The following is a 20,734-nucleotide window of genomic DNA, read 5'->3' as shown; positions in this document are numbered from 1 at the left end:
GGCGGGGGCTCGGCCGCGGCCCAGGTCGCCGGGGGTCCGGGCCGCGGCGGCGCGGACGGGGCGGCCGCCGGGCCCGCGGTGGCGGGCGCGCAGCCCAGCAGGAGCAGCATCAGGCCGACGAGGGTGCGACGGGGCAGGGCCATGGTGGGACCGCCTTCGGGATGCGGGGTGGGCGGAGCGGGGCCGGGCGCGTTCAGTCGACCAGGCTGCCGTCGGCGACCCCCGAGGCGCCGCCGGTGATCCGGACGGAGTCGACGATCTTCTGGACCAGGCCCAGGGTCCGGGTGGACGCGTGGTTCAGGCAGGCGGTCAGCTCGACCACCGCCACGGCGTCGCCCAGCGCGATGGTCCGGTGCCCGGTGAGCTGGCTGGTGCCGCCGCGGAGGCTGCACTCCTTGTCGATCGTGGAGTCCTGCACGGCCATCGTGGTCCCCGCGATCTTCCCGAGGTAGGCCGGGTCCCTGAGCAGGGTCATGCTGACGAGTGCGCCGTCGGTCGCCAGGGCGGTGAGGGGCGTGCAGTAGCCCGGCTCGGACGCGCACTCGGGCCCGCCCGCCAGCGGTTGGCTGGCCGTGTACCCGGTCGCGCGCAGCGGGTCGGGGGAGCGCACGACCAGGGTGGACCAGCCCGGCGGCACCCGGATGATCACACTGTTGAGTTCCGGGTACCGGACGGCCTGCCAGTCGTCCTCGGCGACGGGCAGGGAGCTCGGGGAGACGCTCGGCGCCGGGCTCGCGCCCTCCGGTGGCAGGCTCGGCGACGGGGCCCCGTTCCCGGGTGCGTCGGCGGCCGGTCCGCCCGCCGAGGGGCGCAGGGCGGTGTGCGTCGGCGCGGGGGCGATGGCCGGGGCGGCGGCCAGCGCGGCGGCGAGCAGGCCCCCGGTCAGCCCGGCCCCGAGCCCGGCCGCCCGGCGCCGGCGGCGGTTGCGGGCGGCGAGTTCGCGGATCCGGTCCATCCGGTCGGCGGGCGCGGGCAGGTGCGGGGCGGCCCGCTGCAGCAGCACGCGCAGCTCGTCCTCCACCTCGGCGTCCGCCATCGAGAGGCCGTCGGGGGCGCCGAGCACGGGGTCGCCGAAGCCGGGGTGTCCGGGCCAGGGGTGTCCGGGCCGGCGGTCGGGGCGGTCGGGGTCAGACCAGGTCACGGCGTCCCCCCTCCAGCAGCAGCTCCCGGGTGGGCATCTTGCCGCGCAGGGCCTGCAGCGCCCGGTGCGTCTGGCTCTTGACCGTGCCCGTGGTACAGCCGAGTGCCTCGGCGGTCTCCTCGACGCTCAGGTCCTCGAAGTACCGCAGCACGACCACCGCGCGCTGCCGCGGCGGGAGTGCCCGGACGGCGGCGGCCACCACCTCGCCGACCACCAGCTCCTCGAACGGGTCCGAGGTCACGGGCTGCTCCGGCAGTTCGCCGTGCGGCAGTTCCCCGTGCCAACGGCGCCGCCACCAGGAGACGTGCGAGTTCACCAGCACCCGCCGGACGTACGCCTCCGGTCGGTCGATCGCGATCTTCTCCCACCGGGGCCAGACCTTGGCGAGCGCCGTCTGCAGCAGGTCCTCGGCGAGGTGCGGATCGCCGGTCAGCAGCCAGGCCATCCGCAGCAGGCGCGGGCTGCGGGCGGCGACGAACTCCTCGAAGTCCGGTGTCGCATCCCTCATCGTGCCGCCCCCGCCATGGTGCTCCCGTCGTTCCCGCCGTCATCGCCGGCCGTGGTGGCCGTGCCGTCGTCGTCCTACTCACGGCTGCTGAACGCGATGGGAGGTCGAACGGGTTGCCTGCCGGAAGGGCACATCTTCCAGCAGTGCGTCGCGGACCGGCGCCGCGGCCCCCGCCGGGCGTCGCGGGCGGGGCCTCGGCATCGTCCGGAGCGGGTCGGCGGGGCCGGCCACCGCGCGGAGCTTGGACGGCCCGCGAGCCGGCCGGAACTCGGCCGGGCGGCGGGCGGGCCGTGTGACCACGATGCGCCCGTGGACCCCCGTCGTACAGGGCGCGCGATGGGCGCCCGAGCGCACCGGACCGGCGCGCTCCGGCGTACGGCGGGGCCGTGGCGACGGTGGCCGGCCGGGAGGCGGGGCGGGGCGGGACCCGCCGCACCGGGTGGGGCCGGCCCTCCGGAGGGGGACCGGCTCAGAGCGTCCCGCTGCCGCGCGGCGCCGGGGCGGACCGGTCGGCCGCGCGGTCGGTCGGCGTGACCGGCGTGACGGTCCAGTCCGGGTGGCCCGGCATGGCCGGGGTCCGGTCGCCATAGAGCCACTCGGTGAGGAAGGCGGTGAGGTCCTGGCCGGACACCTCCGAGGCGGTCCGGATGTAGTCCGCGGTGGTGGCCGTGCCGTCCCGGTGCTGTCGGAGGAACGTCCGCTCGATCCGGTCGAAGGCGGCCGCCCCGACCCGCTCGCGCAGGGCGAACAGCACCAGGGCCCCGCCGGTGTACCGCTGGCTGTCGAAGAGGTCGGCGGCGGTCGGCGCGGCGACCGGGCCGGAGTCGTGGCGCCACTGGTCGCCCTTGGCGTACACGTCGCGCATCCGGTCGGTGAGGGTGGCGAAGCCGCCTGAGTCCGGCCAGCCGCGCTCGTAGCGGTACATCAGGCCGTAGAAGTCGGCGTGGCCCTCGTTCAGCCAGAGGTCCGCCCAGGTGCGCGGTGAGACGCTGTCGCCGAACCACGAGTGCACCAGCTCGTGCATCATGTGCGAGCCGATCAGGGGCTCGGGCTGGCGCAGGAAGTTCGGCTTGTAGAGGGTGAGGGTCTGCGTCTCCAGCCCGGTGAAGCCGAAGGCCGCCGGGTCGTCGGTGTTGGCGGGCAGCAGCCCGTACGTCTCGAACGGGAAAGCCCCGAGGTGCTGCTCGGCCCAGGCCAGCTGGCCCGGGGTGAGCGCGAGGGCGGGCTCCAGATCGGCGGCGCGCGCGGTCGGGACGACGTCCCGCAGGGGCAGCCCGTCCGGGCCGGTGCGCTCGCGCACCGTGTAGTCGCCGACCGACACCTGCACCAGCTCGGTGGCCATCGGCTCGCGCGAGACGTACCGGCGGGTGGTCTGCCCGCCGTCGCGCCGCTCGGTCGTGGTGAGCCGGCCGTTGGCCACCCCGTACAGAGCGTCCGGCGCGGTGACGGCGATGGTGAAGCGGGCCTTGTCGCTCGGGTGGTCGTTGCACGGGAACACGGTGTGCGCGCCGTCCGGCTGACCGGCCACCGCGAAACCGTCGGGGGTGGGGACCCAGCCGGTGTGCGGCAGCTTCGCGGCGGGGTCGGCCGAGTAGTCGACCGTCACCCGGAGCGTGGCGTCGCGGCGCACCGGACGGGCTGGGACGACGGTCAGCTTCTCGTCGTGCGCCCGGAACGCGGCCGGCCGGCCGTCGACCCGGACGGCGTGCACGTCCAGGCCGAGCGCGTCCAGCTCCAGGCTGGGCAGGGCGGTGAGCGCCCGCGCCGTCAGCACGGCGGTGCCGTCCACCGTGCGGCTGTCGGGGCGGTAGCGGAGGTCGAGGTCGTAGCCCTGCACGTCGTAGCCGGCGTTCCCGAGCCGGGGGAAGACCGGGTCACCGACGCCGGCGGCCGGAGCGTCCGCCGCGGCCGCGCCGGGCGGCACCGCGGCGCCGAGCACCGCCGTCGCGAGTGCCAGGGCGAGGACGAGGGCGGAGCGCGGCCTGGCCAGGGTGATCACCGCTTTCGTGTCGTGTCCCGGAGTGCGGCGGCGAGGTCCGCCGGTGCCGCAGGGCGACCTTTCGAGCACGGATCGTAGCGGATCGGTCGGACGGTCCGGGAGGCCGCGCGACACGCGGCGTCCCCCGGACGGCCCACCGCGGTAGCCGAGTGGCTGCGGGCTGTCATAGCGTTCGAAGTGCTCCGCCCCCTGACGGACGGGGCCACGGCCGTCGGAGTACCTGGCCAGGTCCGGCGGCCGTTCTTCATGCTCTCACCCCCGCCCGCCACGCGACTCCTGGGCGGGGGCGGGAGCTGGGGACGGGAAACCGCCCCGCCGAGCCCGCTCGCCGCCAGCCGTCGCCCCGCGCGAGCCGCGGGGCGCGACGAATCTCCGGTGTGGATGCGCCGCCCGGGCTGGACTTCGGGCCCGCCGCGCGTGCCGCCCCCTCCCACCCCCGCCCCGCCGGCCGGTGGGCCGCGACCGGCGTCAACCGCCTTTCCCCTACTGCTCGGTGAGGTCCTTGCCGTACCAGACCTCGGCGTACGCCCCGCTGCTGTACGCCGGGATCTCGCGGTACCCGTGCCGGGTGTAGAGCGCCCGGGCCTCGACGAGGTCGAGCCGGGTGTCGAGCACGACGCGGTCGGCGCCGAGCGCTCGGGCGCCCTCGTCCACGGCGGCGAGCAGGTGCCCGCCGCCGCCGGTGCCGCGGGCCGCGTGCCGGACGAAGACCCTGGTCAGCTCCACCGTGCGGTCGTCGAGCACCCGCAGGCCGGCGCAGGCCTGCGCGGCCCCGCCGAGGCGGCCGAGCAGGAAGAGGCCGGTCGGCTCCGCGAGGTCGTCACTGGGGGAGTCGGCCAGACCGGTCTCGATCTCCTCGGGCGTGCCGTCCCGGCCCAGGTGCAGCCGGTAGTACCGGTTAGCGACGTCGATGTAGTACGCGCGCAGGAGTGCCTGCGCCTCCTCGGAGGTCACATCGGCCCGTTCGATGGCCCAGAGGTCGTTCGTGCGCGGGGTGGTGGTGGTCATGCGCCGGATTATCGGCGCCGGACGGTGCCCGGCGCGAACGGTTATCCGGGCTGGACGGCCCGGTGACCTGCGCGGACCGGTGTTGCGCCGGGTGGGTGACGGTGGGATTGGCCGGTGGGCGTGGCGGGGGAGCAGTGCTCCATGGACACACCATCAGATCATCGTATTAATGGGGGGTTGAGGGGCGGTCACCGGGCCGGCGCCAGCCTCGTGGCGGCGGTCTGCCTGGTGGCGGTGATCGCCGGCTGCGCCGCGCCGACCGGACACCAGGCGCCGTCCTCGCGGGCCGGTCTGAGCGCCGCCCCCGCCCCGGCCGATCCGGCCGCCACCCCCACCGCCGAGCGGGGCGGACCCCGGCCGCCGGCCGTGCCGCTGGCGCTGCCCGGCCTGGCCCGGGCGGAGGAGGAGACCAGCAGCGAGGCGGTGGCGCGCCGGGAGACGGCCGTCCGCGAGGCGCTGGAGACCGCGCGGCGCTGGGGGGTGGACCGGCTGCCGCTGCGGGCGCCGCGGCCACCGGCGTCCAAGCCGGAGCTGAAGCCGGTGCAGGGGGTGCGGCTCCAGGACGGGCGGCCGCCGGTGGTGTACCGCGTCCCGACCGACGAGAAGATCGTCTTCCTGACCGTCGACGACGGCGCGGAGAAGGACCCGGAGTTCTCCCGGATGGCGGCGGAGCTCGGAATCCCGCTCAGCACCTTCGTCGCCGACTACCTCGCGCGCGCCGACTACGGCTACTTCCGCGACCTCGCCGCCCAGGGCGACGCGGTGAACAACCACACCATCAACCACCGCAACCTCAAGGTGCTCGGCTACGACGTGCAGCGGGACGAGATCTGCCGCCAGCAGGACCAGCTGGAGGGGCAGATCGGCACCCGGCCCCGGCTGTTCCGGCCCCCGTACGGCGAGTACAACGACGACACCCTGCGGGCCGCCGCCTCCTGCGGCATCGAGGCGGTGCCGCTCTGGAACGAGGAGGCCTTCCCCGACCACATGGAGTACCGCTACGACGACCAGCGGCTGCACGCGGGGGACATCATCCTCACCCACTTCCGGGGCCCCGACCTGTGGCCGGGCACCATGCCCGACCTGCTCCGCAAGGTCGTGAACGACGTCACCGCGCAGGGCTTCGCCCTCGCCCGGCTGGACGACTACCTGTAGCCGCCGCCGGTGCGCCGCCGGCGGCCGGTCGGGTCCGGTCCGGCGCGGCCCGGTCCGGGGGCCGGTCAGTCCACCGAGAGGGCGTCCAGGTACACCCAGGCGCCCTCGTACCGGACGAAGCGGCTGTGCTCGGTCAGGATCCCCTGGTCGCGGCCCTCGGTGTAGTGGGCGCGGAAGGCGACGGTGCCCTCGGCGTGGAAGCGGCCGCCGTCGGTGGTGGAGAGCACCTCCAGCGCGGTCCAGCGCAGCGTGGGATCGACGTCGATCGCGTCCGGCCGGGTGTCGGGGTGCCAGGAGCGGAGCAGGTACGCCTCGTCGTGGGCGGCGAAGGCGCTGAAGCGCGAGCGCATCAGCGCCTCGGCGGTCGGCGCGGCGGCCAGGCCCCGGTGGTAGCGCCCGCAGCAGTCGCCGTACGCGGCGGACAGGCCGCAGGGGCAGGGCGAGGAGGGCAGCAGGCGGGGTGCGGGGGTGGCGGCGCGGGGCGCGGAGCGGCGTCGGGACATGGCGTCCATTCTCACCCCTCGCGGGGCCGCCGCCGCCCCGCCCCTGCGCCCGGGCGCAGGGGCGGGTGAAGGGGCGGGTGCCGAGCCGGGGGCCGGGGCGTGGCCGGGCCGCCCCGATCCGCCGGAATCCGGGCGAAGGGCCGGACCCGCTACGGACATGTGCGTACCGCGTGAAGGCGGGCCGGATCGAGCGGTCGCGCGGCGGTGGTGCGGCCGGCCGCGTACGGCGGGCGCCGCCGAGGGGGTCGTGAGCCTTCGGGGGTGGCCGGCTGACGCTGCTTCAGGCACCGAAATGACGGGTTCAGGTCAAGACATCCGAGGTCGAAGGCCCTTTGCCGCCCCGGAGCTGATGCTCCGTCGGCTGCTGGGGAGACCGTATCGGCACCGCGCGCCGATGTCACGGGCTTCGGCAACCGGCAGGAATCGTCGACGAACCGTCACGTACCCGTACCGCTCCGTGGTGATGGGCAGGTGATCTTTCCGGCATATCGAACGAGTGATGGAGATGTGCTGGTCATCCGCAGACCGTTACCCCACCATCTCCGAGGGCACACCGCCCATTTCCAGCCGACCACAAGTCGGCGCAGGGCCATCCCTCAGGAGAGTTGATGAGTTCGACGGGACTTCCTCCACTGGCTCCACCGGACCCGACGGCCTCGCTGGCCGATCTGGTCGACGCACAGGTCGGCCGGACACCCGGGGCGACGGCGGTGATCGACGGCGACCGGCGGCTGACCTACCGCGAGCTGGCCGCCGCCGTCGACGCGATGGCCGGCCGCCTGGCCGCCGCAGGGGTACGCGCCGAAACCCTGGTGGCGGTCTGCCTGCCGCGCACGGCGGACCTCGTGATCGCCCTGCTGGCGGTCCTGCGGGCCGGCGGCGCCTACGTGCCGCTCGACCCGGCCTACCCGCGGGACCGGCTGGAGCTGGTGATCGGCGACGCGCAGGCGCCCGTGGTCCTCACCGACCGCGCCCACGAGCACCTGCTGGCCGGCGCCGGCGCGACCCTGCTGTACACCGACGCCGAGAGCCCCCGCGCACCGCTCGCCCCGGGCGGCGGCGCCGACTCCCTCGCCTACGTCCTCTACACCTCCGGCTCCACCGGCCGGCCCAAGGGCGTCGCGGTCACCCAGCGCGGCGTCAACGCGATGCTCCGCTGGGCCGCCCGGACCTACGGGCCGGCCGACGCCGCGGGTGTGCTGTTCGGCACCTCGGTCTGCTTCGACATCTCGGTCTACGAGCTGTTCTTCCCGCTCGCCGTCGGCGGCACGGTCGTGGTGGCGGAGAACGTGCTCGCCCTGCCCGAGCTGCCGGCCCGCGACGAGGTGACCCTGGTCAACACCGTGCCGAGCGCCATGGCGGCGCTGCTGCGCGGTGGCGCCCTTCCCGGCGGCAGGGGCCTGCCGGGTGGCGTCCGCGTGGTCAACCTGGCGGGCGAGGCGCTGCCGCGCCGACTGGCCGACCAGGTCTACGGCGAACCGCGGGTCGAGCGGGTCTACAACCTCTACGGGCCCACCGAGGACACCGTCTACTCCACCTGGTCGCTGGTCGACCGGGGCGGCAGCGAGGAGCCGCTGATCGGCCGCCCGCTGCCCGGCACCACCGGCCACGTGCTCGACGAGCGGCGGAGCGCCGTACCGGACGGCGGCATCGGTGAGCTGTACCTCTCCGGCGAGGGCCTCGCCCGCGGCTACCACGGCCGCCCGGACCTCACCGAGGAGCGCTTCGTCACCGTCGACGGCGAGCGCTGCTACCGCACCGGGGACCTGGTGCGCCGCCTGCCGGGCGGGGAGCTGGAGTACCACGGCCGGGTCGACCACCAGGTGAAGGTACGCGGCTTCCGCGTCGAGCTGGGCGAGATCGAGGCGGTGCTCGCGACCCACCCCGCCGTCGAGGCCGCCGCCGCCGTGGTCCAGCGGGACGAGGCCGGCGACTACCTCGCCGCCTTCGTCCAGCCCGGGCCCGGCGTCGCCGACCCCACCGCGGCCGAGCTGCGCGCGCACTGCGCCGCGGCGCTGCCCGGCTACATGGTGCCGCTGGCCGTCGGCGTGCTGGCGCGGCTGCCGCTGACCCCCAACGGCAAGACCGACCGCAGGGCGCTCCCGCCGGTCGCCCGGAGCCGGGGCGACCAGGGGCTGTTCGTCGCACCCCGCACCCCGGTCGAGACCGGGATCGCCGAGCTCTGGCAGCAACTGCTCGGCGTCCCGCAGGTCGGCGTGCACGACGTCTTCCTCGACCTCGGCGGGCACTCGCTGCTCGCCGCCGGACTGCTCGCCCGGATCGAGCGCGCCTACGGCACCCGCGTCCCGCTGGCCGAGTTCTTCGCCGCGCCGACCGTCGCCGCGCTCGCCGTCCGGGTCGCCAAGGGGGGCGGCGGCCGTCCGTCCGTCGCCCCGCCCGTGCGGGAGGCCGCGCTGCCCGCCCGCCCCACCGGCTTCCAGCGCGAGCTCTGGCTGCACGAGTCGCTGGAGCCCGGAAGTCCGCTCTACAACGTGCCGCTGCGCTTCCGCGCCGTCGGCACCCTGGACCGGTCCGCCCTCGGCCGGGCGCTGAGCGAGGTGGTCCGCCGGCACGAGGTGCTGCGCACCGCGTTCGCCGACCGCGACGGCGAGGTGACCGCGGAGATCCGCCCGCCGTACCCCGTCGACGTGCCGCTGCTCGACCTCGCCGGCGCCGGCGAGGAGGAGCTGGACGCCGCGCTGCGCGCCGAGGCCGCCCGGGCGCTGGACCTCGCCGGGGGGCAGCTGCTGCGCGCCCTCGCCGTGCGAACCGGGACCGACCGGCACGAGCTGCTGATCACCGTCCACCACGCCGCGATGGACGGCTGGGCCGCCGGGCTGCTGCTGGCCGAACTCGGCCGCGCCTACCAGGGCGGGGAACTCGCCGAGCCTCAGCTGCAGTTCTCCGACATCGCCCGCTGGGAGGAGCGCGCCCACGCGGCCGCCCGCGACGGCGCGCTGCGCTGGGGCGACGGGCTGTTCGGCCTCGACGCCGATCAGCACCTGCCCGGCGACCGCCCGCACCCCAACCCGTACGACACGGCCGGCCGGCGGATCGCCCGCCGGCTCGACACCGAGCTGATCCGGGCCACCGAGCGCTGGGCCGCGCAGGAGGGCGCCAGCCTCTACATGGCCGTGCTGGCCGCGCTCGGCGGCGTGCTGCACCGCTACAGCGGCCGCACGGACCTCGCGGTGCTCAGCCCGTTCGCGGTCCGCCCGGTGCCCGAGCTGGAGCAGGTGCTCGGCTCGCTGATCAACACCGTCGCGCTCCGCTTCGACGTGGCCGGCACCGACACCTTCCGCGAACTGGTCGCCCGCGTGCGTCCGGTGGTGCTGGAGGCCGCCGAGCACAGCGGCTACCCGTTCCTGGAGCACGTCCGCCGGGTCGGCGGCTCCGCCGGGCTGACCGCCTCACCGATCGCCCAGGTCCTGCTCGCGGTCCAGAACCACCCGGTGGCCGGCCTCGAACTCCCCGGCCTCAGCCTGCAGTTCGTCGCCGAGGTGTGCAACGGCACGGCCAAGACCGACCTGTCGCTGTTCCTGGAGTTCCCGGCCGAGGGCCCGCTGCTCTCCGCCGAGTACCGCACCTCGCGCTACGACGAGCGGTCCGTCCGGGCCGCGCTGGACCACCTGGTGGCCCTGCTGGCCGCCGCCGTCGCCGAACCGGACCGCCCGCTCGGCGAGCTGGCGATGCTCCCGGCCACCGGGCCGGACGCCGTGGCGCCCGCCGAGGGCCCCGCGGCGGCGCTGCCCGACCTCCGTCTGCACGAGCTGGTCGCCACCCAGGCCGCCCGCACCCCGGAGGCGGTGGCCGTCTCCGCCGCCGACGGCGTCCTCGACTACGCCGGACTCGACGCCACCGCGGGCCGGCTGGCCCATCTGCTGGCCGGGCACGGGGCCGGCCCCGGCACCCTGGTGGCGGTCGCCGTCCGGCGCGGCCGGCTGCTGCCCGCCGCCCTGCTCGGCGTGCTGCGCAGCGGCGCCGCCTACCTGCCGCTCGACATCGACCAGCCGCTCGCCCGCAACCGGGCGGTGCTCGACGACGCCGGTGTCACCCTGCTGGTCGCCGAACGGTCCACCGCCGGGGACGCGCTGCTCGACGGGCTGGCCGTCGTGCTGGTCGACGGCCCGCAGGCGGCCGCCGCCCCGGAGCTGCCGGCCGTCCCGGTCGGGCCGGAGGACCGCGCCTACCTGCTCTACACCTCCGGCTCCACCGGCACGCCCAAGGGCGTGGCCGTCCCGCACCGCGCGATCGTCAACTTCCTCACCTCGATGGGCCGCGAACCCGGCCTCACCGCGAGCGACGTGATGGCCGCCGTCACCACCGTGACCTTCGACATCGCCGGCCTGGAGCTGTGGCTGCCCCTGGTCACCGGCGCCCGGGTGGAGATCGCCGACCGCGCCACCGCCACCGACGGCCGTGCGCTGGCCGACTGGCTGGAGCGGCGCGAGGTCACCCACCTCCAGGCGACCCCGGCCACCTGGCGGCTGCTCCTGGAGGCCGACTGGCCGGGCAGACCCGGGCTGACCGCGCTCTGCGGCGGCGAGGCGCTCACCGCCGACCTCGCCGAGGCCCTGCTGAAGCGCACCGGCGCGCTCTGGAACCTCTACGGCCCCACCGAGACCACCGTCTGGTCCGCCATCCAGCGGGTCACGCCCGAACTCGTCGCCCACGGAGGGGTGGTGGCGCTCGGCGCGCCCGTCGCCAACACCCGGCTGCACCTGCTCGACACGGCCGGGCGGCCCGTCCCGGTCAACGGCATCGGCGAGCTCTGCATCGCCGGCGACGGTGTCGCGCTCGGCTACCACGGCCGCCCGGACCTCACCGCCGAGCGGTTCGTCCCCGAGCCCGGCCGCCCCGGGGGCGCGCCGATGTACCGCACCGGCGACCTCGCCTGCCGCCGCGCCGACGGCCGGCTGGAGTACCACGGCCGCACCGACGCCCAGGTCAAGCTGCGCGGCTTCCGGATCGAACTCGGCGAGATCGAGGCCGCGCTGACCGCCGTCCCCGGTGTCACCGCCGGCGCCGCCCGGCTGGCCGACGGCCCGGCCGGTCCCGTCCTCGCCGGGTACGCCGTCACCGACGGCACCGTCGGGGAGGACGCGCTGCGCACCGCGCTCGGCGCCCGGCTGCCCGACTACATGGTGCCTGCCGCGCTCGTCCTGCTCGACCGGCTGCCGCTGACCCCCAGCGGCAAGATCGACCGGGCCGCGCTGCCGGTGCCGCCCTCCGGCGGTGCCGGCGCCCCGCCGGAGGGCGACTGCGAGGAGCTGCTGGCCGACCTCTGGCAGGAGGTCCTCGGCGTCGAGCGGGTCTCCCGGCACGACGACTTCTTCTCGCTCGGCGGCCACTCGCTGCTCGCCACCCGCATGGCCGCCCGGGTCCGCGACACCTTCGAGATCGACCTGCCGCTGCGCAGCGTCTTCGAGTCCCGCACCCTGGCCGCGATGGCCCGCCGAATAGAGGAGCGACTGCTCGACGAGATCGACGAGATCGACGGCATGGACGGCATGGACGCCGAGGACGGCATCGGCGCACTGACGGGGGAGACGGTATGAGCGACCAGCACACCACCGGCGACCGGCCGGACCGGGAGGCGAGACGCCAGGAGCTGCTCCGCCGTCGGCTCGCCGCGGCCAAGGCCGCGAAGGCCGCCCGGGACGCCGGCACCGCCGAGCCCGCCCGCCGGGGCATCGCGCCCCGCCCCGAGGGCGCCCCGGCCCCGCTCTCCTCGGCCCAGCGCCGGATGTGGTTCCTCGCCCAGTACGAGCCGGACAGCGCGGCCTACCACATCCCCCTCGCCCTCCACCTCGCCGGCGAGCCGGACACCGCCGCACTGGCCGCCGCGCTCACCGACGTCCTCGACCGGCACGAGGTGCTGCGCACCGTCTACCCGACCGTCGACGGCGAGGTCCGGCCGCGGCCGCTGACCGCCGCCCCGCCGATCCTCGCCACCGCCGACGTCCCCGCCGACGAGGTGGACGCCCGGCTGGAGGAGGACGCCCGCCGCCCGTTCGACCTCGCGGCGGACCTGCCGGTCCGGGCCACCCTGCTGCGCACCGCCGAGGGCGCGGTGCTGAGCCTGGTGCTGCACCACATCGCCGCCGACGGCTGGTCGATCGGCGTGTTCTTCGCCGACCTCGCCACCGCCTACGCGGCCCGCCGGGAGGGCCGCGCACCGGCCTTCGAGCCGCTGCCCCTCCAGTACGGCGACGTGGCGTACTGGCAGCAGACCGAGCTGGCCGACGAGCTGGCCCGCCAGCAGGCCTGGTGGCAGGAGCGCCTGCGCGGCGCCACCGCCACCGTCACCGTGCCCACCGACCGCCCGCGTCCCGCGGTGGCCGGCACCGACGGCCGGCGGATCACCGTCGAGTTCGGCGCCGAGCGCACCCGCCGCATCCGGGCGCTCGCCGAGCAGACCGGCGGCACCGTCTACATGGTGCTGCTCGCCGCCCTGCAGACCGTGCTGTCCCGCTACACCGGCGCGCAGGACGTCGTGGTCGGCACGCCGGTCGCCGGGCGCACCCGCAGCGAGACGGAGCCGCTGGTCGGCTGCTTCGTCAACACCCTGGCGATGCGCACCGACCTCTCCGGCGACCCGAGCGTCCGGCAGTTGCTGGAGCGGGTCCGCGAAGGCACCCTGGGCGCCTTCGGCCACCAGGACCTGCCGTTCGAGCGGCTGGTCGACTCCCTCGGCCTGGAACGCGAACTCGCCCACACCCCGCTCTTCCAGGTCATGCTCAACGTCCACAACCAGGACCGGGCCGACCTCGACCTGCCCGGGCTGCGGGCCGACTGGCGGCCGATCGGCACCGACACCGCGAAGTTCGACCTCTCGGTCGCCGTCGTCGACCACGGCGGAGAGCTCTGCGCCGACCTGGTCTGGCGCGCCGAGCTGTACGACGAGCCGACCGTGCGACGGGTCTTCGGCCATCTCAGCACCGTGCTCGACGCGATGGCCGGGGCCCCCGACCGCCCGCTCGCCGAGCTGCCGCTGCTCACCCCCTCCGAGCAGCGCCGGCTGGCCGAGTGGGACGGCGCCCCGCGCGACTGGGACCTCGGAGCCACCCTGCACGGCCTGGTCGAGGAGCAGGCCCGCCGCACCCCCGGCGCGCCCGCCGTCCGCGGCGCCGACGGCGTCCTCGACTACGCCGAACTGGACAACCGGGCCAACGCGTTGGCCCACCGGCTGCGCGCGCTCGGGGTCGGTCCGGACCGTCCGGTCGGGCTGCTGGTCGAGCGCTCGGCCGCGCTGGTCGTCGGCATGCTCGGCATCCTCAAGGCCGGCGGCGCCTACCTGCCGCTCGACCCGGTCTACCCGGACGAGCGGATCCGGGCGCTGCTGGCGGCCGCCGGGGCCGCCGCCGTGGTCACCACCGACGACCTGGCCGGCCGGGTGGCCGGCACCCCGGTCGTCGTCCCGGAGCCGCTGGGCGCCCCGGTGGCGCCGTGCCCGGCCCCCGAGGCCGGGGCCGGCCCGGAGAACCTCTGCTACCTGATCTTCACCTCCGGCTCCACCGGGGCGCCCAAGGGCGTCGCCGTCGAGCACCGCAACGTCCGCAACTACCTGCACGGGCTGCGCGAGCGGATCGGCGGCGACCAGCGGGGCTGGGACTGGGCCCTGGTCTCCACCTTCGCCGCCGACCTCGGCACCACCAACGTGTTCGGCGCGCTCACCGGCGGCGGCTGCCTGCACCTGCTCACCCGTGACCAGGCCACCGACCCGGACGCCTTCGCGGCCTACACGGCCGTCCACCGGATCGACGCGATGAAGCTCGTCCCCAGCCACCTGGAGGGCCTCGCGGCCCACGGCGCCGGGCTCGCCGGGATCCTCCCCGGCCGGCTGCTGATCTGCGCCGGCGAGGCCCTGCGGCCCGACCTGGTGGCCCGGATCCGGGCCGCCCGCCCGGACCTGCTGCTGCACAACCACTACGGCCCGACCGAGACCACGGTGTCGATGCTCGGCGCCGCCGTCCCGGCCGACCTCGGGGACGCCGCCACCGCGCCGCTCGGCCTGCCGTTCGGCAACGTCGGCGCCCACGTCCTGGACGCCCGGCGGCGCCCGGTACCGATCGGCGTCCCCGGCGAGCTGTACGTCTCCGGCGCCGGCGTGGCCCGCGGCTACCTCGGCCGGGACGACCTCACCGCCGAGCGGTTCGTCCGGGTCGACGGCCGCCGGAGCTACCGCACCGGAGACCTGGTCCGCCGCCGGGAGGACGGCGCCGTCGAGTTCCTCGGGCGGATCGACCACCAGGTGAAGATCCGCGGCTTCCGGGTCGAGATCGGCGAGGTGGAGGCCGAACTCGCCGGCCGCCCCGAGGTGCGCGAGGCCGTGGTCGTGGCGCGCGGCGAGGGCGCCGCCCGCACCCTCGTCGGCTACCTGGTGCCCGCCGACCCGGCGGCCGCCCCCGACCCGGCCGCCCTGCGCGCCGCGCTGCGCACCCGGCTGCCGGACTACATGGTGCCCGCCGCCCTGGTCGTGCTGGACGCCCTGCCGCTGAACGCCAACGGCAAGGTCGACCGGGCCGCGCTGCCCGAGCCGGCCGCCGCCCGCCCGGCCGAGGGCGGGGGCGCGTTGTCCTCCGCCACCGAGCACGAGGTGGCCGCCGCCTACCGCACGGTGCTGGCCGTCGACGAACCCGGCCCGGCGGACGACTTCTTCGCGCTCGGCGGCGACTCCTTCTCCGCGGTGCACGCCGTCCGCCTGATCGGCCGGGGCCTCTCGGTGATCGACCTGTTCCAGCACCCCACCGTCCGCGAACTCGCCGCGCTGCTCGACGCCCGGGCCGCCGGCACCGGGGACGAGGGACCGCGCACCCTGCTGCACCGGCTGACCCGCGGCACGGCGCCCGCCGAGGTGAGCGTGGTCTGCGTGCCGTACGGCGGCGGCAGTCCGATCACCTTCCAGCCGCTCGCGGACGCGCTGCCGGCCGGCCACCGGCTGTACGCCGTCGAGCTGCCCGGGCACGATCCGAGCAGGCCCGACGACGAGCTCGTCGAACTCGGCGCCCTGGCGGACCACCTGGTCGAGCAGATCACCGAGCGGATCGAGGGCCCGGTGCTGCTCTACGGCCACTGCCTCGGCGGTGCGCTCGCCACCGCGCTCGGCTCCCGGCTGGAGGCGGCCGGCGTCGACCTGCGCGGCGTCGCCCTCGGCGGGACCTTCCCGGCGGCCCGGCTGCCCGGCCGGTTCGCCGAGTGGATGGCCAAGCGGCTGCCCGGCGACCGGATGCTCTCCAACCGCTCCTACCTCGACTACCTGCGCGCCATGGGCGGCTTCACCGACGTCTACGACCAGGAGGAACAGGACTTCCTGGTACGGGCGTTGCGCCACGACGTCCGCCAGGCGGAGGACTTCTACACCCAGGCGTACGGGGACGCCCGCCCGGCCCGGATCGCGGCGCCGATCCTCTGCGTGGTGGGCGAGAAGGACCGTGCCACCCAGCTGTACGAGGAGCGGTACGCCGAGTGGGAGCACTTCGGCGAGGCCGTCGACCTGGCCGTCATCCCCCGGGCCGGGCACTACTTCCTCAAACACCAGGCCGACGAACTCGCCCGGGTGCTGGCCGAGTTCACCGCCACCGGGGCGGTGGCCGAGCAGGTCGCGGCCAAGCGGCCGGCGGCTCGGGCCGAGCTCGGCACCTTCGCCAAGGTGGCGATCGGCCAGTTCGTCTCGATGATCGGCACCAGCCTCTCCACCTTCGCCCTCGGCGTCTGGGTCTACCAGCAGACCGGCTCGGCCTTCGACTTCGCGATGATCTCGGTGGTGGCGGTGCTGCCCGCCGTCCTGCTGCTGCCGATCGCGGGCGCGCTGGCCGACCGGATCGACCGCCGCAAGATCATGATCGTCACGGACACGGTGGCCGCGGCCGCGATGCTCTCGCTCGGTCTCCTGCTCTGGGCCGACCTCCTGGAGGTCTGGCACATCTATCTGGTGGCCTGCGTCGGGGCGGTCTGCTCGGCCTTCCAACGCCCGGCCTATCTGGCCGCGATCACCCAGCTGGTGCCCAAGCGCTACCTCGGACAGGCCAACGGCCTCGCCCAGCTCGGCACCGGTGCGGGCGACATGATGGCCGTCCTGGCCGGTGGCGTGCTGGTCTCGCTGATCGGCCTGCACGGTGTGGTGCTCTTCGACATGGCGACCTTCCTGACCGGGGTCACCTGCCTGCTGCTGGTCCGCTTCCCGGACGCGCTCTTCGACCGGCAGGAGGAGCCGCTGCTGCGCGAGGTGGTCACCGGCTGGCGCTACATCGTGCGCCGGCACAGCCTGGTGGCGATGGTGGTCTTCTTCGTGGTCTTCAACTACCTGTTCGCCGTCGCGACGGTGCTGGTCACCCCGATGGTGCTGGCCGGCGGCTCGGCCGTGCAGCTGGGCGTGATCACCGCCGTCGGCGGCGTCGGCGCGCTGACGGGCGCGCTGGTGATGGCCCTGTGGGGCGGCACCAGGCGGCGCGCGGTCGGCATGATCGGCTTCACCTCGCTGGTCGGCGTGGCCGCCGTCGTCACCGGCTGCCGGCCGCAGGCGGCCATCACCGCCTGCGGGCTCTTCGGCCTCTGGGCGGCGTTGATGATCCTCAACTCGCACTGGATGGCGCTGATCCAGACCAAGGTCGGGATGGAGCTCCAGGGCCGGGTGCTGGCCACCAACCAGATGCTCGCGATGTCGATGATGCCGCTCGGCTTCCTCACCGCGGGGCCGCTCTCCGACCACGTCTTCGAGCCGCTGATGCGGCCGGGCGGCGCGCTCGCCGACTCCGTCGGCCTGGTGCTCGGCACCGGCCCGGGGCGCGGCGCGGGCCTGCTGCTCGTCGTGGTCGGCGCCGTCCTGGCGGTCTGGGGCCTGCTCGGCCTCGCCTACCGGCCGCTGCGGCTGATCGAGGACCTGCTGCCGGACGCCCTGCCGGACGCCGAGATCGGTGACAAGGACGCCATCCAGGCCGAGGCGGACCGCCTGCTGGCGCTCACCGAGGCGGCCCGCGTGGCCGGTACCGCTGCCCCGGCCGGCCCGGGCGCCGTCGCCCCGGCCGGGGTACGGATTCCCCGGCCGGCCCGGGGCACCCCGGAGCCGGTCGAGGACGAGCCCGAGAAGCGCGTCCCCGCCGGAGCCGGACCGGGCTCCCGGTAGCGGCGTGCCCCGTCCCCCGGAGACCCGGGGGACGGGGCACGGGCCTCCCGGCGCGCTACCCGGCGCGGCTGATGGAGTAGTTGAACTCGGCCGTGCCGTAGGCCCGCATCAGGCGGAGCCAGAACGGCATCATCATCTCCATCGCCCGGGCGCCCGCGATGTCCCCGAGGTCGACGACCGACTCCGCCGGCCAGCCGAACTCGCCCAGCAGCGCGACCGTCTCGGCCTTCGCCCCCGCGTCGTTCCCGGCGACGAAGACGTTGTGCTCACCCGGGAGCCGCCCCGGGTCCACCATCAGCGGCGCGGTCAGGGTGTTGAGCGCCTTCACCACCCGGGCCTCCGGGAACTCCCGCTGGATCCGCTCGCCCACACTGTCGGTGTTCACCGGATCCAGCGTCACCTCGCCCTCGGCGGAGAAGACCAGCGGGTTGGAGATGTCCACCAGCAGCTTCCCGGCCAGCCGCTCGGCGCCCGCCGCCCGGAGCGCCTCCAGCGCGACCGTCCCGCCGGTGGCGTTCAGCACCACCTCGCCGAAGCCCGCCGCGTCGGCGAAGGTCCCGTGCCGCCCGTTCGGCCCCGCCTGCTCCGCCCAGGCGACGGCCGTCTCGTTGTCCTTGTTCCGGGAGCCCAGCGTCACCTCGTGGCCGAGCGCCACCAGTTTGTCCGCGAGCGTCCGCCCGACCGTCCCTGTGCCGATGACTGCGAACCGCACCGTGCCTCGCCCTCCGTCGTCGCGCGCCCCGTGACGCGTGCAGCGACGACGATAGATCACCGGGCCCCCGCCGTCGGGCGAATGACTGCCTTCGGCGGCGGACGAGCCGCTCCGGGTGCGCCGACTGGACCACGCCCGCTGGTGGCCGTGCCGCCACCGCCGAAGCATGGGCGCCATGAACCGAACCAACAGACCGTACGCCCGGGCGGCCGCCCTGCTCACCGGCATCGCCCTGCTCGCCCCGGCAGCGGTCGCCCGCGCGGACGTCACGACCGTCTCCGTCACCACCGAACGCACCGCCTGGGACCAGGCCGAACCGGGGCTCGCCCCCGGCGAGGTCGACGCCTCCGACTTCGGCATCCGCTTCAGCACCCCGCTCGACGGCCAGGTGTTCGCCCAGCCGCTGGTCATCGGCCCGACCGTGGTCGTCGCCACCGAGACCAACCACGTCTACGGGGTCGACGCGGCCACCGGGAAGGTCCGCTGGCACCGGACGACGGGCGCCCCCTGGCGCTCCGCCGCGATCGGCTGCTCCGACCCCGGTCCCAACGTCGGCACCACCTCCACCCCCGTGTACGACCCGGCCACCGGCACCGTCTACCTGACCGGCAAGGTCGACGACGGCCCGGACGACCGGCACCCGCACTACTACGTGCACGCCATGGACGCGCAGACCGGTGCCGAGCGCAGCGGCTGGCCGGTGACCGTCCAGGGGGACCCGGTGAACGCGCCCGGCAAGCCGTTCAACGCCTACCGCTCGCTCCAGCGGCCCGGACTGCTGCTCCTCGACGGGCGGCTCTACCTCGGCTTCGGCTCGCTCTGCGGCATCGGCGACTACATCGGCACCCTGGCCGGCCTCGACACCCGGACCCGCAAGCTCACCCTCTGGTCGACGGTGGCCGGCTCCGACACCCAGCGGGCCTCCATCTGGATGGCCGGCAGCGGGCCGGTCTCGGACGGACCCGGCCGGATCATCCTCACCACCGCCAACGGCCAAGGCGCCGGCGCCTCACCCGCGCGGGGCCCCGGCTCCAGCCCGCCCGGCGGCCTCGGCGAGTCGGTGATCCGCTTCGCGGTCGACGACGACGGCGGCTTCACCCCGCGGGACTTCTTCAGCCCCAGCAACAACGCGACCCTCGACAAGCGGGACACCGACCTCGGCTCCGGCGGCCCGGTCGCCCTGCCCGCCGCCCACTTCGGCACCCCCGCCCACCCCCGCCTGCTGGTCCAGGTCGGCAAGGACGGCCGGATCTTCCTGCTCGACCGGGACGACCTCGGCGGCATGGGCCAGGGCCCCGGCGGCACCGACCGGGCCGTCGGCGTCACCGGCCCGCACGGCGGCGTCTGGGGCCACCCGGCGGTCTGGGGCGGCGACGGCGGCTACGTCTACACCGTCGAGAACTACGGCAGGCTGCGTGCCCTCAAGTACTCCGTCACCGCGGCCGGTGACCCGCGGCTGACCAGCGCGGGCACCAGCGCCGAGGACTTCCTCAAGATGTCCGGCTCACCCGTCGTCACCTCCGACGGCACCCGGTCCGGCTCCGCCCTGGTCTGGGTGATCTGGTCCGGCACCGGCCAGTACGGCGAGGGCGGCGAACTGCGCGCCTACGACCCCGTCCCGGTCGACGGCACGCTGAAGCTGCGCCGCTCCTTCCCGATCGGCACGGTCAGCAAGTTCTCGGTGCCGGCCACCGACAAGGGCCGGATCTACGTCGGGACCAAGGACCACCGCCTGGTCGCCCTCGGCCGGCCCTCGGCCTTCGCCTGACGCTCAGGTGCCCGGGTTGATGGTGAAGATCGCGGCGACCACCGACAGCAGCGCCGCCATCGGTGCCAGCGCCGCCCAGACCCGGGCCGGCCGCAGCAGGTACGCCACCGGCCACTGCACCACGAGCGGTGCCGCCGTCGCCAGCAGCAGCCGGTCGGCGAGCAGTAGTTGGGCCTCGGTGGCCGGGCAGCCGCCCGGCCCCGGGCACGGCTCCGCGGCCAGCTGCGCCAGCACCCGCAGCGGGAGGACGAACAGCAGGCCGAGCCCCGTCACCCGGGTGGAGACCAGCGGGGCGCGACGCCAGTTCGCGCGGGGCCCGGAGGCGGTATCGGTCATCCTCCGATCCTGGCCGCCGGGCCCCGCCCGGGAGCAGGGGTCGGGTACTCGGATCCGGGTGGGCGGAAGTACTCAGGCGGGCCCGGTCAGGCCCGGCCACCCGGTGCCGTCAGAGCCTGACGGTGACGGTCTTGGGGCGCTGGTACTCCTGGAGGGCGAGGACGGAGAGGTCGGTGCCGTGGCCGGAGGCGCCGCGGCCGCTGTGCGGGAGTTCCGCGCTCTGGGCGAGGTGGCAGTTGAGCCAGGTCTCCCCGGCGTGCAGGCGGGCGGTGAGGTCGAGGGCCGCGGTGAGGTCGGCGGTCCGGACACTGGCGGCGAGGGCCTGCGGGACGCCGTTGGCGAGGGCGAGCGCCTCGTCCGGGCCGGCGGCGCGCTGGACCGTCCGCAGCGGGCCGAAGGCCTGGGACCGGTGGCGTGGACCTTACGCAGGCGAAGTGAACTCCGGGGCAACGGCCCCGGACGGCGCGGCCCCGGCGGGC

At 75.7% G+C, this 20,734-nt stretch carries 11 protein-coding genes and 1 pseudogene; 4 read left to right on the top strand and 8 right to left on the bottom strand.

Features of this window, described 5'->3' with window-relative positions; translation table 11 throughout:
- Window positions 1-193: 193 nt before the first annotated feature.
- The 4 genes from ACFWA9_RS06680 to ACFWA9_RS06665 all read right to left on the bottom strand — a co-directional run bounded on the left by ACFWA9_RS06680 (window position 194) and on the right by ACFWA9_RS06665 (window position 4,656).
- Window positions 194-1,141, bottom strand: a complete 948-nt coding sequence (locus ACFWA9_RS06680) for a hypothetical protein (RefSeq protein ID WP_380383779.1) — start codon at window positions 1,139-1,141, stop codon at window positions 194-196.
- Window positions 1,128-1,649, bottom strand: coding sequence for a SigE family RNA polymerase sigma factor (locus tag ACFWA9_RS06675; protein ID WP_329485957.1), 522 nt, complete (start codon window positions 1,647-1,649; stop codon window positions 1,128-1,130). Before ACFWA9_RS06675 ends, ACFWA9_RS06680 begins: the two co-directional genes overlap by 14 nt.
- 469 nt (window positions 1,650-2,118) lie before the next feature.
- The gene (locus ACFWA9_RS06670) at window positions 2,119-3,639 is read right to left on the bottom strand and encodes a M1 family metallopeptidase (RefSeq protein WP_380383782.1); all 1,521 of its coding nucleotides are present in this window, start codon (window positions 3,637-3,639) and stop codon (window positions 2,119-2,121) included.
- A 492-nt stretch (window positions 3,640-4,131) separates the two neighbouring features.
- Window positions 4,132-4,656: a GNAT family N-acetyltransferase gene (locus ACFWA9_RS06665; RefSeq protein ID WP_380383777.1), complete on the bottom strand. Its 525-nt coding sequence runs from the start codon at window positions 4,654-4,656 to the stop codon at window positions 4,132-4,134.
- 177 nt (window positions 4,657-4,833) lie between these two features.
- Here ACFWA9_RS06665 and ACFWA9_RS06660 point away from each other — a divergent pair, with 177 nt between their 5' ends.
- The gene (locus ACFWA9_RS06660; RefSeq protein WP_380383774.1) at window positions 4,834-5,811 is read left to right on the top strand and encodes a polysaccharide deacetylase family protein; all 978 of its coding nucleotides are present in this window, start codon (window positions 4,834-4,836) and stop codon (window positions 5,809-5,811) included.
- Window positions 5,812-5,876: 65 nt separating this feature from the next.
- Here ACFWA9_RS06660 and ACFWA9_RS06655 read toward each other — a convergent pair whose 3' ends face one another.
- Window positions 5,877-6,314 (bottom strand): YchJ family metal-binding protein, encoded by a 438-nt coding sequence (locus tag ACFWA9_RS06655; RefSeq protein WP_352291981.1) that lies wholly within the window; start codon window positions 6,312-6,314, stop codon window positions 5,877-5,879.
- Window positions 6,315-6,922: 608 nt separating this feature from the next.
- On the opposite strand from ACFWA9_RS06655, the gene ACFWA9_RS06650 reads away from it, so the two are divergent.
- Together ACFWA9_RS06650 and ACFWA9_RS06645 are read left to right on the top strand one after the other, a co-directional pair.
- Window positions 6,923-11,872, top strand: a complete 4,950-nt coding sequence (locus ACFWA9_RS06650) for an amino acid adenylation domain-containing protein (protein ID WP_380383771.1) — start codon at window positions 6,923-6,925, stop codon at window positions 11,870-11,872.
- The gene (locus ACFWA9_RS06645; protein WP_380383768.1) at window positions 11,869-17,439 is read left to right on the top strand and encodes an amino acid adenylation domain-containing protein; all 5,571 of its coding nucleotides are present in this window, start codon (window positions 11,869-11,871) and stop codon (window positions 17,437-17,439) included. The genes ACFWA9_RS06650 and ACFWA9_RS06645 overlap by 4 nt, the downstream gene beginning before the upstream one ends.
- 55 nt (window positions 17,440-17,494) lie before the next feature.
- Here ACFWA9_RS06645 and ACFWA9_RS06640 read toward each other — a convergent pair whose 3' ends face one another.
- On the bottom strand, window positions 17,495-18,151 hold the full coding sequence (locus ACFWA9_RS06640) for an NADPH-dependent F420 reductase (RefSeq protein ID WP_380383765.1): 657 nt from the start codon (window positions 18,149-18,151) through the stop codon (window positions 17,495-17,497).
- Window positions 18,152-18,326: 175 nt separating this feature from the next.
- On the opposite strand from ACFWA9_RS06640, the gene ACFWA9_RS06635 reads away from it, so the two are divergent.
- Complete coding sequence (locus tag ACFWA9_RS06635) at window positions 18,327-19,919, top strand: PQQ-binding-like beta-propeller repeat protein (RefSeq protein ID WP_352291988.1); 1,593 nt, start codon at window positions 18,327-18,329, stop codon at window positions 19,917-19,919.
- 3 nt (window positions 19,920-19,922) lie between these two features.
- Here ACFWA9_RS06635 and ACFWA9_RS06630 read toward each other — a convergent pair whose 3' ends face one another.
- Together ACFWA9_RS06630 and ACFWA9_RS06625 are read right to left on the bottom strand one after the other, a co-directional pair.
- Window positions 19,923-20,255, bottom strand: a complete 333-nt coding sequence (locus ACFWA9_RS06630) for a hypothetical protein (RefSeq protein WP_380383762.1) — start codon at window positions 20,253-20,255, stop codon at window positions 19,923-19,925.
- Window positions 20,256-20,364: 109 nt separating this feature from the next.
- Window positions 20,365-20,652: pseudogene (locus ACFWA9_RS06625) on the bottom strand (aldehyde dehydrogenase family protein); the annotation flags it as partial.
- Window positions 20,653-20,734: the final 82 nt, after the last annotated feature.

Source organism: Kitasatospora sp. NPDC059973 (genome assembly GCF_042737525.1).
Lineage (GTDB): Bacteria > Actinomycetota > Actinomycetes > Streptomycetales > Streptomycetaceae > Kitasatospora.
This window is presented reverse-complemented; position numbering and strand designations above follow the sequence as displayed.